This is a genomic window from Erwinia sp. OLFS4, from assembly GCF_002752165.1.
GTDB lineage: Bacteria > Pseudomonadota > Gammaproteobacteria > Enterobacterales > Enterobacteriaceae > Izhakiella.
Window position 1 is genome coordinate 1 of sequence record NZ_MOMB01000023.1, and the last position, 13481, is coordinate 13481.

At 53.3% G+C, this 13481-nt stretch carries 17 protein-coding genes and 2 pseudogenes; 15 read left to right on the forward strand and 4 right to left on the reverse strand.

Annotation, left to right across the window (positions count from 1 at the left end; all coding sequences use genetic code 11):
- Positions 1-131 (reverse strand): IS1 family transposase (locus BL249_RS06270; RefSeq protein WP_342633895.1); only part of this gene is annotated, 131 nt, incomplete at its 3' end.
- A gap of 146 nt (positions 132-277) precedes the next feature.
- On the opposite strand from BL249_RS06270, the gene BL249_RS06275 reads away from it, so the two are divergent.
- Entirely contained in the window at positions 278-709 is a 432-nt protein-coding gene (locus BL249_RS06275; RefSeq protein WP_158233125.1) for a hypothetical protein, read from the forward strand.
- A gap of 146 nt (positions 710-855) precedes the next feature.
- On the opposite strand, the pseudogene BL249_RS19175 reads toward BL249_RS06275, so the two are convergent.
- Positions 856-1180 (reverse strand): annotated as a pseudogene (locus BL249_RS19175) (IS91 family transposase); the annotation flags it as partial.
- Between the two features lie 89 nt (positions 1181-1269).
- Here BL249_RS19175 and BL249_RS06285 point away from each other — a divergent pair.
- A pseudogene (locus BL249_RS06285) lies at positions 1270-1569 on the forward strand (transposase zinc-binding domain-containing protein); the annotation flags it as partial.
- A gap of 108 nt (positions 1570-1677) precedes the next feature.
- Here BL249_RS06285 and fliE read toward each other — a convergent pair.
- Complete coding sequence (fliE, locus tag BL249_RS06290; protein ID WP_099707547.1) at positions 1678-1995, reverse strand: flagellar hook-basal body complex protein FliE; 318 nt, start codon at positions 1993-1995, stop codon at positions 1678-1680.
- A 242-nt stretch (positions 1996-2237) separates the two neighbouring features.
- Between fliE and fliF the strand changes: the two genes are divergently transcribed.
- From fliF to fliR, 13 genes are all read left to right on the forward strand, one after another.
- The gene (gene fliF / locus BL249_RS06295; RefSeq protein WP_099707548.1) at positions 2238-3965 is read left to right on the forward strand and encodes a flagellar basal-body MS-ring/collar protein FliF; all 1728 of its coding nucleotides are present in this window, start codon (positions 2238-2240) and stop codon (positions 3963-3965) included.
- Positions 3962-4954 carry a flagellar motor switch protein FliG gene (gene fliG, locus BL249_RS06300; protein ID WP_099707549.1) on the forward strand — a complete coding sequence of 331 codons (993 nt, stop codon included), beginning with the start codon at positions 3962-3964 and terminating at the stop codon, positions 4952-4954. The genes fliF and fliG overlap by 4 nt, the downstream gene beginning before the upstream one ends.
- Entirely contained in the window at positions 4947-5645 is a 699-nt protein-coding gene (fliH, locus tag BL249_RS06305) for a flagellar assembly protein FliH (RefSeq protein ID WP_099707550.1), read from the forward strand. The genes fliG and fliH overlap by 8 nt, the downstream gene beginning before the upstream one ends.
- Entirely contained in the window at positions 5645-7006 is a 1362-nt protein-coding gene (gene fliI / locus BL249_RS06310; protein ID WP_099707551.1) for a flagellar protein export ATPase FliI, read from the forward strand. The genes fliH and fliI overlap by 1 nt, the downstream gene beginning before the upstream one ends.
- A 25-nt stretch (positions 7007-7031) precedes the next feature.
- Positions 7032-7475 (forward strand): flagellar export protein FliJ, encoded by a 444-nt coding sequence (fliJ, locus tag BL249_RS06315; RefSeq protein ID WP_099707552.1) that lies wholly within the window; start codon positions 7032-7034, stop codon positions 7473-7475.
- The gene (locus BL249_RS06320) at positions 7472-8779 is read left to right on the forward strand and encodes a flagellar hook-length control protein FliK (protein WP_099707553.1); all 1308 of its coding nucleotides are present in this window, start codon (positions 7472-7474) and stop codon (positions 8777-8779) included. Before fliJ ends, BL249_RS06320 begins: the two co-directional genes overlap by 4 nt.
- Before the next feature lie 143 nt (positions 8780-8922).
- The gene (fliL, locus tag BL249_RS06325; RefSeq protein WP_099707554.1) at positions 8923-9411 is read left to right on the forward strand and encodes a flagellar basal body-associated protein FliL; all 489 of its coding nucleotides are present in this window, start codon (positions 8923-8925) and stop codon (positions 9409-9411) included.
- A 7-nt stretch (positions 9412-9418) separates the two neighbouring features.
- Complete coding sequence (fliM, locus tag BL249_RS06330; RefSeq protein WP_099707555.1) at positions 9419-10423, forward strand: flagellar motor switch protein FliM; 1005 nt, start codon at positions 9419-9421, stop codon at positions 10421-10423.
- The gene (gene fliN, locus BL249_RS06335; protein ID WP_099707556.1) at positions 10420-10818 is read left to right on the forward strand and encodes a flagellar motor switch protein FliN; all 399 of its coding nucleotides are present in this window, start codon (positions 10420-10422) and stop codon (positions 10816-10818) included. The genes fliM and fliN overlap by 4 nt, the downstream gene beginning before the upstream one ends.
- Positions 10818-11228 carry a flagellar biosynthetic protein FliO gene (gene fliO / locus BL249_RS06340; protein ID WP_099707557.1) on the forward strand — a complete coding sequence of 137 codons (411 nt, stop codon included), beginning with the start codon at positions 10818-10820 and terminating at the stop codon, positions 11226-11228. Before fliN ends, fliO begins: the two co-directional genes overlap by 1 nt.
- Positions 11225-11956 carry a flagellar type III secretion system pore protein FliP gene (gene fliP, locus BL249_RS06345; RefSeq protein ID WP_099707558.1) on the forward strand — a complete coding sequence of 244 codons (732 nt, stop codon included), beginning with the start codon at positions 11225-11227 and terminating at the stop codon, positions 11954-11956. The genes fliO and fliP overlap by 4 nt, the downstream gene beginning before the upstream one ends.
- A gap of 56 nt (positions 11957-12012) precedes the next feature.
- Positions 12013-12282, forward strand: a complete 270-nt coding sequence (fliQ, locus tag BL249_RS06350) for a flagellar biosynthesis protein FliQ (protein ID WP_099707559.1) — start codon at positions 12013-12015, stop codon at positions 12280-12282.
- Positions 12283-13077 carry a flagellar biosynthetic protein FliR gene (fliR, locus tag BL249_RS06355; RefSeq protein WP_099707560.1) on the forward strand — a complete coding sequence of 265 codons (795 nt, stop codon included), beginning with the start codon at positions 12283-12285 and terminating at the stop codon, positions 13075-13077. It abuts the gene before it with no gap.
- Positions 13078-13317: 240 nt separating this feature from the next.
- Here the strand turns inward: fliR and BL249_RS06360 are convergent.
- The coding region (locus tag BL249_RS06360) for an IS1 family transposase (RefSeq protein ID WP_241898819.1) at positions 13318-13481 on the reverse strand (164 nt) is incomplete at its 5' end.

Here is a 13481-nt window from a genome sequence, read left to right on the forward strand (position 1 = left end):
TAAGCGTAAGTGAGTTGAAACACGCGGTGGCAGTCACGGCAGCGAAATCTGTCATAGCCTTTAGGGTTCTGACCATGGCGGTAAACCTGAACAGACTGACAACGGGGACAATGAACGTTAACGCTGGCCATAAGAGAACCTCAAAAGCCCGCATTATACATCAGATTCAACCAATTAGAGGCATCACCCGCAGTCGCTTGTACCAGGCAGTCCCGCGTACCTTTCGATTAATATGCAAGTGGCCGTGCCCCACCGCTCTGGCCAATACGTCGCTGAAATGTCTGCCACTGCGGATAATCTGTACTTCACCGCCCCCAACAGAGTGGAATTTGACTTCTTCAACGTATTAGTGGACAACCAAATGGCCCCGGGGGCAGAAATCCATCAAGGCGTGCCCGTGTTCAAAAGACCCGTCGTGGTCGACCATACCCCGGGCTACGAAGCCTCCGCAACGGTAGCAGACCCCATATCCTTCGGCACCATCGAACGGGGCACAACCGGCCAAACGGTGAAGTTCATTGAAGCGAAAAGCCCGAACGCCACACTGAAAGTGGGGTGCAACGGCAAGAGCCCTGACGTTGTCGCCACTTGCCAGGCGGATGGGCTCGCGGTGGAATTGGATGGACGCCAAGGCACCGCTACCATAAAAACAAACGACGCGCACGGGCCTGTGTCGATCCCGATCACTGTCGGTATCTCGGTAGAGTGACGCACTTAATGGTTAGGGATGTAAACGCGTTTTAAAATTTTCCTGACCATGAGTTTTATTACCTGAGGTGACCTGATAGCGCACGACTGGGTAACTTAGGGTGAGAAAATGCTGTTTTCGGCGTATTTTTAACCTTAAACCCAATATCAGGCGCACTTACCCTGCGGCTGAGCCAGAAGCCATCGTTTCGGTCGAATGTTATGCAGCCTTTCTGCCACTGACTCCGTGGCGTGTCTGCCGGCCTGCGCACTGCTGAAGGGCAGCCGGTTACCGCACAGGATGCATTTGTACGGGTCTGTGCGCAGAAATTCCTTCATCAGCGCCGCGACGCCCGGCAGCTCCGGTTTTTTCCGCGCTTCCATCTCCAGGGCTTCATACAACTTCGGCAGCAGTTCGCCCCGTTTACGGCTGGACAAAAAACCGTAGTAACATCATTTTAAAATGCTTCGCCGGGATATGACTGACATAGCGCCGGAACGTAGCGCCCCTGTGAGGCGAGCGTCACCGCTTCGCGGTTCCGATGGTTTGCATGCTCTGAGCCCCGTTTTATACTCTGCGGCATGTATATTCCGCGCCCTGCAAAGTTGCTCTTCACCACCGATGACGGCGGGAACAGGTTCCTCGAAAAATTTGGGGACCGCATCACTCCCTGGAGCCGCCTCTGCGTTGAGCGCATGCTCGCCTGCGGCACCACTGAGATGGGCGTTCGTCGCTATTGCTGTGTATCGCCAGACTGCACCCACTCCCGCTTTTTCTGCCAGAGCTGCAAGTCAAAAGCCTGCAGCTCCTGCGGCTTCAAAGACACGGAGCAGTGGGTGGCCCAGCAGAGCCACCTCCTCCCCGACTGCGACTGGCAGAACACCCGCAACCAATGCGGGTGAGCACAATCTGACACTCATTTTTGCTTATAACTGGTCATAGCAACCTATTGCGGTTACATCCCGTCATTATTTCAACAAATTATAAATCTAAACCTGCATATTCATGATATCGCTGTAGGCACTAACCAGCTTATTGCGCACCTGAATTCCCATCTGCATGGCGATAGAAGATTTTTGCATATTGACCATGACGTCATTAAGTGCCACACCAGGTTTACCCATTTCAAAGTCCTGCGACTGTGTTTTTGCGGTGTGCTGAATATCGCTGATTTTATCCAGCGCCAGCTTAAGCTGGCCAGAAAAATCACCCACAGATGCACTCCGCGCTTGTGTCTGGTCCCCTGCCGCCTGCACGGCGCTCGCCTGCATTTGCTGCAGAACGCTCTGGATACCTTCAATTGCCACCGTTCCCCCTTGCGCTATTACATCTATTATTTTCTGAGAGAAAAACTACCACATCGTCAATCAGACAAAGCCGCTAAATAAAAGCAAAAAATACAGCTTATCCAGCCATCGAATTTGGCTTTTGCGAAAATAATGACAGCTATCAAAGTTGGGTTACTTCATCTTCACCAACGGTTCAGGGAGTTAGTTTTGTTACGACACGACATCCACCTATCCGGTCAGCTTTCAGGCAGGGTTCTATCATGAATGCGACTGTCACACAGGATAAGCCAGCCTACAAAGGGTTCAACGACCTTCTGACAAAACTGCGAGCCAACCCGAGGGTGCCTATTCTCGTGGCCAGTGCCGCAGCCATTGCGGTGGTTATTGCTCTGGTACTCTGGGCGAAGCAGCCGGACTTTCGCGTACTGTATAGCAATCTGTCGAATGAAGATGGCGGCGCGATTGTTAGTCAGCTGAGCCAAATGAACGTTCCCTATCGTCTTGATGAACATAGCGGTGCCATCATGGTGGCGGCCGATAAAGTGCCGGAATTACGCATGCGCCTGGCCCAGCAAGGTCTGCCAAAGGGGGGAGGCGTCGGTTTTGAATTGCTGGATAAAGAAAAATTCGGTATCAGCCAGTTCAGTGAACAGGTTAACTATCAGCGGGCACTGGAAGGTGAACTGGCACGCACAATTGAAACCATTGGTCCGGTAAAAAGTGCCCGCGTGCACCTGGCAATGCCAAAACCCACGCTGTTCGTTCGTGAGCAAAAAAAACCGTCAGCTTCAGTTACATTGACTTTGCAACCCGGCCGGGCGCTGGATGACGGTCAGATTTCCGCTATTGTCCATATGGTTTCCAGCAGCGTTGCTGGTCTGCCCCCTGGCAATGTTACGGTGGTTGATCAGGCAGGCCATCTGCTGACCAAATCTGATGCTGCCGGCCGTGACCTGAATGATGCCCAGCTGAAATATACTGCCGATGTGGAAGCCCGCTACCAGCAGCGTATTGAGAATATTCTCTCTCCGCTCACCGGTAACGGTAACGTTCACGCTCAGGTTACCGCACAGATTAATTTTGATAGCAGCGAACAGACCAGCGAGCAATACAAACCTAATAGCAAGCCTGATAATCAGGTTATGCGTTCCCGGCAGACCTCAGCCAGCGAACAAATTGGCGGCCCCTACCCCGGCGGCGTGCCGGGCGCGCTGTCAAACCAGCCGGCACCGGCAAATACCGCACCGATTACTACGCCAAATAATAATGCGGCTAACGGTCAGAATCAGGCTAACCGTAACCCTAATAATGCCAGCAGCAATAAAAATAGCGCCAGCAACAGCAACAACACTGCGAACAACCTGCCATCCAGTACCCGCAAAGATGAAACCGTCAATTTTGAAGTGGACCGGACCATTCGCCACACCCGGCTAAACGTTGGCGAGGTACAGCGCCTGTCCGTGGCAGTCGTGGTGAATTATCGTCAGGACGCCGCCGGCAAACCCGTCGCCCTGACTGACGCCCAGTTAAAGCAGATTGAGGAGTTGACCCGCCAGGCGATGGGGTATACCGCCAGTCGTGGCGATAGCCTGAACGTGGTGAATTCACCGTTTAATCAGGCTGATGCCGCCGCAGGCGACCTGCCGTTCTGGCAACAGCAAGCGTTTATCGATCAGATGCTTGAGATTGGCCGTTGGCTGCTGGTGCTGATTGTCGCCTGGATCCTTTATCGCAAAATGGTGCGTCCGCAACTCCTGCGCAAGGCTGAACTGGATCGCTTAAAAGCGGAAGCAATCAGCCAGCGCCAGAACGAACAGCAAAACGACGCGGTTACGGTATCGCTGTCAAAAGATGAGCAGGACCGGGAACGTAAATCTCAGAATCGTATGAGTGCTGAGATGATGAGCCAGAATATCCGTGAAATGGCAGAGAAGGACCCGCGCGTTGTGGCGCTGGTTATTCGCAACTGGATGAAGGACGAACAATGAGTCTGACCGGTATCCAAAAAAGTGCTGTGGTGATCATGACCATCGGCGAAGATCGGGCCGCCGAAGTCTTTAAGCATCTTGGACAGCGTGAAGTTCAGCAACTGAGCGCGGCAATGACCAACATGCCACAGGTTTCCCATAAGCAGCTCACGGAAGTCCTGCGTGAATTTGAAGCTCAGGCCGAACAGTATGCGGCCCTGAGTATTAACTCTGGTGATTATCTGCGCGCGGTACTGACCAAAGCTCTTGGCGAAGAACGCGCCGCCAGCCTGCTTGAGGATATTCTTGAAACCAAAGAAACCACCAGCGGGATGGAAACCCTCAATTTCATGGAGCCTCAGGCAGCGGCTGATCTTATCCGCGATGAACACCCGCAGATTATTGCCACCATCATGGTGCATCTGAAGCGCGCCCAGGCGGCCGATATCCTGGCACAGTTCGATGAACGACTGCGCCATGATGTCATGCTGCGTATTGCGACCTTCGGTGGCGTGCAGCCTGCGGCACTGGCTGAACTTACCGAAGTGCTTAATAACCTGCTGGACGGCCAGAATCTTAAATGGGCGAAGATGGGCGGTATTCGCACCGCCGCCGAAATTATTAACCTGATGAAAACCCAGCAGGAAGAAGCTGTCATGGATGCCGTTCGCGCCTTCGACAGCGAACTGGCACAGCGAATTATTGATGAAATGTTCCTGTTCGAAAATCTGGTGGAAGTCGACGATCGCAGTATTCAGCGCCTGCTACAGGAAGTGGAATCCGAGTCGCTGCTGGTTGCACTGAAAGGTGCCGACCAACCGCTGCGCGAAAAATTCCTGCGCAATATGTCTCAGCGCGCGGCGGACATCCTGCGCGACGATCTGGCCAACCGGGGGCCAGTACGCATGTCGGTCGTCGAAAGCGAACAAAAAGCGATTCTGCTTATTGTACGTCGTCTGGCCGAGAGTGGCGAAATGGTAATTGGCGGCGGCGAGGAAACCTATGTCTGATATTAGCGCCCTGCCATGGCAACGCTGGCAGCCTGAGGATTTATCACAACAGACACCCTCTGTGATTGATGTTCAGGCACAGCCAGAGCCTGAACTGCTCAGCCCACCTGCTGAGGTTATCCCACCACAGGCACTAGAACAATTGCAGATGGCGGCCCGCAATGAAGCGCAGGCCATTGGTTATGCCGAGGGGCAACAAAAAGGCTACGCCGAAGGACAACAGTCCGGCTATGACGCCGGTTATCAGCAAGGACTGGCCGAAGCCCAACAGCAGCAGGCTCCGTTACAGGCGCGCATGCAGCAGTTAGTTGCAGACTTTCAGCACACGCTGGAAGCGCTGGACAGCGTGATTGCTTCGCGCCTGATGCAACTGGCGCTTGAAGCCGCCCGTCAGGTTCTGGGACAGCCACCGCATGTTGATGGCAGCGCCCTGCTGCGTCAGATTCAGACGATGATCCAGCAGGAGCCAATGTTCAGTGGTAAGCCAACATTGCGCGTCCATCCCGATGACTTTCAGCGGGTAGAAAACAGTCTTGGCGCAACACTCAACCTGCACGGCTGGCGACTGCTGGCCGATGCCACCATTCACGCCGGCGGCTGCAAAGTCAGTGCCGAAGACGGCGATCTGGATGCCAGTATCGCTACCCGCTGGCAGGAACTCTGCCGGCTGGCTGCACCCGGAGAACTGTGATGACAAGCCGTCTTTCTGCCTGGCTAGGTTCCCTGGATGCTTTTGAACAGCGTATTGCACAGTTACCCACTATGCGACGCTATGGGCGACTGACGCGGGCAACGGGCCTGGTACTGGAAACCAGCGGGCTGCAGTTGCCGCTGGGAGCAACCTGCGTTATTGAGCGCCACAACGGCAACCAGATTTGTGAAATCGAAACAGAAGTGGTTGGTTTTAACGGCCAGAAACTGTTTTTAATGCCGCTGGAAGAAGTCGACGGCATTCTGCCCGGTGCGCGCGTCTACGCCCGGGTGAATAGTGATACTGCACAAAGTGGTAAGCAGCTGCCGCTCGGCCCGGAATTATTAGGACGTGCGCTGGATGGTAGCGGGCGCCCGCTCGATGGGCTGCCTTCACCAAATACTGGCTACAAAGCTGCGCTGAATACGCCGCCGTTTAATCCGCTGCAGCGCACGCCAATTAGCGAAGTGCTGGATACCGGGGTTCGGGCCATTAACGCGTTACTGACCGTCGGTCGCGGTCAGCGTATGGGGCTGTTTGCCGGGTCGGGCGTGGGCAAAAGCGTGTTGCTGGGGATGATGGCACGCTATACCAAAGCCGATGTTATCGTCGTCGGACTGATTGGTGAGCGCGGACGCGAAGTTAAAGATTTTATCGAAAATATTCTTGGCAGTGAAGGCCGCGCCCGTTCGGTGGTTATTGCCGCACCTGCCGACGTCTCACCGCTGTTGCGCTTACAGGGGGCCGCCTATGCTACCCGTATTGCTGAAGATTTTCGCGACCGTGGTCAGCATGTTCTGCTGATCATGGATTCGCTGACCCGTTATGCAATGGCGCAGCGTGAAATTGCGCTGGCGATTGGTGAGCCACCGGCAACCAAAGGCTATCCCCCCTCGGTGTTTGCCCGGCTACCGGCACTGGTAGAGCGTGCAGGTAACGGGATCAGCGGCGGTGGCTCAATTACTGCTTTTTATACTGTACTGACTGAAGGGGACGATCAGCAGGACCCGATTGCGGACTCCGCGCGCGCCATCCTCGACGGCCATATTGTTTTGTCGCGCCAGCTGGCTGAAGCCGGGCACTATCCGGCGATTGATATTGAAGCCTCCATCAGCCGCGTAATGGCACATCTGATAGATGAACAACAATACGCTCGCGTACGTCAGTTTAAGCAGCTGTTATCAAGTTACCAGCGTAATCGCGATCTGGTCAGCGTTGGCGCTTACGCCGCAGGCAGTGATCCGATGCTCGATCAGGCCATCAAGCTTTACCCGGAAATGAAAGCTTTTTTGCAACAGGGCATTTATGAACGAAGTGCTTACGATGATGCATGTTTGCATCTCGCCGCACTGTTTGGCTGAGCATCATTACGATGAGGAACTGGCCATGAAAAATAGCAACACCATGAACACATTATGTGACCTCGCACAGCAGGAACTCGACAAAGCCGTAGTGCAGCTGGGCGACGTGCGTCGCGGGCATCAGCAGGCTGAAGAGCAGCTGACGATGTTACTCAACTATCAGGATGAATATCGCCTGCAGCTTAATGACAGTATGGTCGAAGGAATGGCTAGCGATCGCTGGTACAACTATCACCTGTTTATTCAGACTCTGGAAAAAGCGATCGAACAACACCGTCTGCAACTCAGCCAGTGGAGCCTGCGGCTGGAAAACGCGCTGACCTGGTGGCGCGATAAACAGCAGCGGGTACAGGCTTTTCAGACATTACAGGCACGCGCCGCTGCCAGCGAACGGCGGCAGGAAAATCGCCGCGACCAAAAACGAATGGATGAATTTGCCCAGCGGGCATCATTGAGGAAAGGCCAATGATTTCATTGCCAATGGTAATCAGTAATACAATCAATACCAGTAACCTGCCGGTCAGTGATGGCCAGCAGGCCGGCGAGGATATACGACTACCGGCGGGTCATGGCATCGACCCACACACAGCACCGCCATTTTTGCAGTTACTGGGTGACCGGCTGGTGGCCCTGATAAAAAACCAGAGTGTGCAGGCGTCAACCGGCCATGCGCACAGTGAGGCCTGTCCTGCGGTAGGCACCGCGGACAACGGCATCAGTGCTGACCTGAATCAGCTGCTCAGCCAGCTTGATAAACCGGAACTACTGCACACGTTGTTACATGCCAGCACCAGCCGCCAGCCTGTGAAAAACAGCGAGCCAACGCCACAAACGGCCACGGCCACGCTAAGCAGCGCTGACATGCAGACATTACAAGCCTTACTGACTATGCTGCCCCACAACATAGTGCAAGCAGCTGGTGCACCACTGACAGACAGTGGCGATGGCAACACGACCTTAATCACCGGAGAAAAACGTAGCGGGCCACCGGCTCCCGCCAGCCTGCTTACCGCGGCAAAACATGCACGTAACGCTATCAGTGTGTCCGCTAAAACAGCAAAAATCTCAACGGCAACAACGGCAACAACGGTGGCCCCTCCCCACGCCCATCACCCCTCCCCCGTGGCCACGCCAGAGCCTGTAGCGCCCAGGCCGGTGGAGTTTACACAGTCATTTCTCAGTGCGCGCTCTTCCGATAAAGAAAATTCAGGTTCCGGTCCGACGACGACACCCGGTGTAATAGTATCAACCGCCGGTGCCGCACAGACGCCCAGCCTGACCAGTCAGGTTTCTGCCCCACCAGGCGCCCATCTCAGTGCTCAGCTCGGTAGCCAGGAGTGGCAGCACGCTCTGGGTCAGCATGTCATTATGTTCAGTCGCCATGGTCAGCACAGTGCCGAGCTTCATTTACATCCCGAAGATCTGGGCAGTATCCAGATTAGTCTGCAACTGGACAACGATCAGGCAAACCTGAATATGGTCTCCGCGCATAGCCAGGTACGTGCCGCCCTGGAAGCCGCTATCCCTCATCTGCGTCATGCCCTCGCCGCGAGCGGCATCAATCTGGGGCAGAGTCATGTCAGTAGCGATGCTTTTGCTCAGGGTCAGTCGTTTGCCGGTCAGCACGAACAAAGTCACCACAAAAATCCAGCCGGCCACACATTCAGCCTGGCAAGCGGTAATGAGAGCGAAAGTGACAGCGTGGCGTTAGCCGTTCCGGTGTCAATCCAGCGTCTGGCCGCCGATCGCGGCGCTGTCGATATTTTCGCCTGAGGAGGACAAACGCCCAAGCTAGCCGTAAAAGCCGCGTCTTTTCTGGCAATTGTCTGACGCAGGACGCGGCATAATTTGCATTAAGAGCCATAAGGCTGCGGAGTGGTTTACCGCCCTAATAATCACAGGAAGTAACAGTAATTATGACTGATAAAGCTAAAACCAAAGGCGGAAAACGAAATATTCTGCTGCCGGTGTTAATGTGTTTAACACTGGTCGCCTGCGGCGTGGCAGGTTATGCAGTCTGGCAAATGAAGCACAACATGCCTACGGACAAGACCAGCGAAGTGAAAAAAACACCGCCGCCTGCAGCGCCGGTATTTTTGGCCCTCGATACCTTCACCGTCAATCTGGTCAATCCCGATAACGATCCCGAACGTGTGCTTTACGTTGGTTTTACGCTACGTTTGCCCGACGAAGCGACGCGTCAACGTTTAAGTGACTATCTACCCGAAGTGCGCAGCCGGTTATTACTGCTGCTTTCGCGCCAGAGTGCCAGTACGCTGGCCAGCGAAGAGGGTAAGCAAGCACTGGTCAGGCAAATTAAAGAAGTGCTTGCGCCGCCGCTGGTACCGGGACAACCTCCACAGGTCGTGACCGACGTACTGTTCACAGCCTTTATTTTGCGGTGATTCTGATATGGGTGATAGCATTCTTTCACAGGCCGAAATTGACGCGCTGCTTAATGGCGATAGCGACAGCGCGTCAAATGAACAGAACACAGGTTCTGGCGATAACGATATCCGGCCTTATGATCCCAATACTCAGCGGCGCGTGGTGCGTGAGCGCCTGCAGACGCTGGAGCTGATTAATGAACGATTCGCGCGTTCATATCGCATGGCACTGTTTAATCTGCTGCGTCGTAGCCCGGATATTACCGTCGGTGCAATTAAGATTCAGCCGTACCATGAATTTGCCCGTAACCTGCCCGTGCCGACCAACCTGAACCTGATCCATCTGAAGCCACTGCGCGGCACAGCGCTGATGGTGTTTTCACCCAGTCTGGTTTTTGTCGCGGTGGATAACCTGTTTGGCGGTGACGGACGTTTCCCGACCAAAGTTGAAGGGCGGGAGTTTACCCATACCGAACAACGCGTCATCCGGCGTATGCTCAAGCTGGCACTGGATGGCTACAGTGAGGCCTGGCAACCCATTTACCCGCTGGAGATTGAATACATTCGCTCCGAAATGCAGGTGAAGTTTACCAATATCACCACTTCACCAAACGATATTGTGGTGAATACTGCGTTTCAGGTAGAGATTGGCAACCTGATGGGGGAATTTAACATTTGTATTCCCTTCTCCATGATAGAGCCACTGCGTGAAACCCTGGTCAATCCTCCGCTGGCCAACTCTCGTCAGGAAGATCAGGCGTGGCGTGACACCCTGGTCAGGCAGGTTCAGCATTCTGAACTGCAGTTAATCGCGACTTTTGCTGAGGTTTCTTTGCGTTTATCGCGCATTCTCCAACTAAAACCTGGTGATATTCTGCCAATCGAAAAACCCGAACGCATTATCGCCCATGTGGACGGCGTGCCGGTCATGACCAGCCACTATGGCACGCTTAACGGTCAGTACGTGCTGCGCGTTGAGCATCTGATTAACCCGATTTTACATTCGCTGAACGAGGAACAGCCCAAATGAGTGACAGCAAAAAGCCGTCCGATGACACCTCTGCGGACGACCTGTGGGCTGACGCACTGGATCAACAGGCGGCAGGCGCATCGTCTGAAGGGATATTTAAGTCACTGGAAAACAGCGAAAATCCGGGGCCCATGCAGGATATCGACCTGATTATGGACATTCCGGTAAAAATGACTGTTGAACTTGGCCGGACGAAAATGACAATTAAAGAGTTACTGCGTCTGGCGCAGGGCTCAGTAGTGGCACTGGATGGCCTGGCTGGTGAACCGCTGGATATTTTAATCAATGGTTACCTGATAGCCCAGGGGGAAGTGGTGGTGGTCAATGATAAATATGGCGTGCGTATTACCGATATAATTACGCCATCAGAACGTATGCGTCGCCTGAGCCGCTGATGTCATTCTCTCCGTTAACCAGCGCCCACGGTAGTAGCCAGCCAACTGTACAAAGCCCGTCGGTGTCAACCGGCGCGGTAATGACTCAGGTTGGTGGGACCTTAGCCGCCATTCTGCTGCTGATTCTGGCCTGCGGCGGGCTGGCTAAACGCCTTGGACTGACATCGCGCAAAACCGGCGGTCAGACGCTGAACATCAGCGCCAGCTGCCAGCTCGGTCAACGCGAACGTGTGGTGATTATCGATGTGGAAGACGCCAGGCTGGTGCTGGGGGTCACCTCAACACAAATTTGCCATCTGCATACGTTAGCCCCAGTCTGCACAACGGATAATCCGCAGCCCGTCGTTCCTGAGACTGACTTTCGTCAGGCGCTGGGATCACTGCTTAAGCGTACAGGCCGATCACAATGAAGCGTTATTTTCTGCCACTCACGCTATTGCTATTTATGTCACAGGCTCAGGCACAGTTACCTGGGCTGGTAAGCCATCCAATGGCAAACGGCGGCCAGAGCTGGTCACTACCCGTGCAGACGCTGGTATTTATTACCTCACTGACCTTTTTACCCACCATACTGTTGATGATGACCAGTTTTACCCGCATTATCATCGTGTTCGGTTTGTTAAGAAATGCGCTTGGCACGCCTTCGGCACCGCCTAATCAGGTGCTGCTTGGCCTGGCGCTGTTCCTGACTTTTTTTATTATGTCCCCTACCCTTGATAAGATTTATCAGGATGCTTACCTGCCTTTCAGTCAGGACAAAATTTCGATGGAAGTTGCCCTGCAAAAAGGGGCCCAGCCGCTACGCAGCTTTATGCTGCGTCAGACCCGGGAGGCCGATCTGGCGCTGTTTGCCCGGCTGGCTAATACGCCGCCCATTGCCGGACCTGAAGCGGTGCCAATGCGCATTCTGCTGCCGGCTTATGTTACCAGCGAACTGAAAACCGCCTTCCAGATTGGCTTTACCGTTTTTATTCCGTTTCTGATTATTGATCTGGTGGTTGCCAGCGTACTGATGGCGCTGGGAATGATGATGGTACCGCCAGCAACCGTTTCCTTACCTTTTAAACTGATGCTGTTTGTACTGGTTGACGGCTGGCAGCTGCTGGTCGGCTCGCTGGCGCAGTCATTTTACTCTTAGCCTGTCGTCACCGTGGTGATAACCAGCCGGCTAAGCAAGGTTTACAGGAGAAATCTATGACACCTGAATCGGTCATGGTCATCGGACACGATGCCATGATGCTAGCACTTTCCGTTGCCGCCCCCTTGCTGCTGGCGGCACTGTTCAGCGGATTAGTGATCAGTATTTTACAGGCAGCTACCCAAATTAACGAACAAACGCTGTCATTTATCCCCAAGATCCTCGCGGTAATCACCACTATCGTCATCGCCGGCCCGTGGATGCTCAACTTGTTGCTGGATTATATGCGCACGCTGTTCAGCAACCTGCCCTATATGATTGGCTAAATGATTAACTTTGACAGCAGTCAGCTGATGCTCTGGGTCAGCCAGTTTTTCTGGCCATTGGCCCGCATACTGGCGCTGCTGATGACGGCGCCGCTGCTCAGCGAAAAAGCCATCAGTAAACGGGTTAAAATTGCCCTTGGCGTAATGATAACCTGGGTACTGCTGCCAGGGCTGCCATTAACTCAGGTCACTCTATTTTCGCCGGCGGGCTTCTGGTTGCTGATTCAGCAAATCCTGATTGGTATTGCCATTGGTTTTACTATGCAGTTTGCCTTTGCCGCAATCCGCATGGCCGGCGAGGTCATCGGCTTACAGATGGGCCTCTCGTTTGCGACCTTTTTTGACCCCTCCAGCCGGCTGAACATGCCCGTTCTGGCGCGCTTGCTGGATATGCTGGCCATGTTGCTGTTTTTATCCTTTAATGGCCACCTGTGGTTGATTTCAATGCTTTGCGACACCTTCCATACATTACCGATTGGCGGAGATACCTTAAATGGCAATGCCTGGCTCGCGCTTTGCCGCTCGGCAGCCGTGGTTTTCCTGCAAGGAATGAGACTGGCGCTGCCATTAATTACCCTGTTACTGGTTCTCAACCTGGCGTTGGGTTTATTAAACCGGGTTTCACCTCAGTTGTCGGTATTTGCCATTGGTTTCCCCGTCACTTTAACATTGGGTCTGGTATTTATCAGTATGATGATGCCGCTGCTGGCACCGTTTTGCGAACACTTATTCGGTGAAGTATTTGATCTGCTGTCCTCGCTTCTCAGCGAAATACCTGCCCTTCCTCGCCCATAATCATCCATTTCCAGCGCTACAACAGTTAAGAAATATAAATGTATGAGTATGTTAAATCAGCCACTTAGCGCTAAAAAAGCTCAGATTAATCTGAATATATTTCCAAATGAATGAAAATAATTCTTATCTTGTGTCTCATAGCGTATGTTTTTAAGCAAAATCAATGCGCTATTCAGACTAAAAAGTCGTTTATAAAATAAATATCAATATGATTATATTATAATTTGGTGATGCCTCCAATTAGTAGAACATGTGTTTCTCGATAAACGCTCCAATGACTTTTTCGTGGATCTCAACTGAGCGCGAAAAGCAGATTGTTTTACGAGCCAACCGTTTAATGCGGGTGCGGAGCGTCAGGTTATTACGTTCAATGCGTTGGGTGAAAATTTTGCCCGTCAGATGCT

Bases quoted from the DNA above. Each gene is read 5' to 3' on its own strand.
- fliF (WP_099707548.1), top strand. From the start codon at position 2,238: ATGAATGCGACTGTCACACAGGATAAGCCAGCCTACAAAGGGTTCAAC.
- fliI (WP_099707551.1), top strand. From the start codon at position 5,645: ATGACAAGCCGTCTTTCTGCCTGGCTAGGTTCCCTGGATGCTTTTGAA.
- fliM (WP_099707555.1), top strand. From the start codon at position 9,419: ATGGGTGATAGCATTCTTTCACAGGCCGAAATTGACGCGCTGCTTAAT.
- fliQ (WP_099707559.1), top strand. From the start codon at position 12,013: ATGACACCTGAATCGGTCATGGTCATCGGACACGATGCCATGATGCTA.
- fliO (WP_099707557.1), top strand. From the start codon at position 10,818: ATGTCATTCTCTCCGTTAACCAGCGCCCACGGTAGTAGCCAGCCAACT.
- fliJ (WP_099707552.1), top strand. From the start codon at position 7,032: ATGAAAAATAGCAACACCATGAACACATTATGTGACCTCGCACAGCAG.
- fliL (WP_099707554.1), top strand. From the start codon at position 8,923: ATGACTGATAAAGCTAAAACCAAAGGCGGAAAACGAAATATTCTGCTG.
- fliR (WP_099707560.1), top strand. From the start codon at position 12,283: ATGATTAACTTTGACAGCAGTCAGCTGATGCTCTGGGTCAGCCAGTTT.
- fliN (WP_099707556.1), top strand. From the start codon at position 10,420: ATGAGTGACAGCAAAAAGCCGTCCGATGACACCTCTGCGGACGACCTG.
- BL249_RS06320 (WP_099707553.1), top strand. From the start codon at position 7,472: ATGATTTCATTGCCAATGGTAATCAGTAATACAATCAATACCAGTAAC.
- fliP (WP_099707558.1), top strand. From the start codon at position 11,225: ATGAAGCGTTATTTTCTGCCACTCACGCTATTGCTATTTATGTCACAG.
- fliG (WP_099707549.1), top strand. From the start codon at position 3,962: ATGAGTCTGACCGGTATCCAAAAAAGTGCTGTGGTGATCATGACCATC.
- BL249_RS06275 (WP_158233125.1), top strand. From the start codon at position 278: ATGTCTGCCACTGCGGATAATCTGTACTTCACCGCCCCCAACAGAGTG.
- fliH (WP_099707550.1), top strand. From the start codon at position 4,947: ATGTCTGATATTAGCGCCCTGCCATGGCAACGCTGGCAGCCTGAGGAT.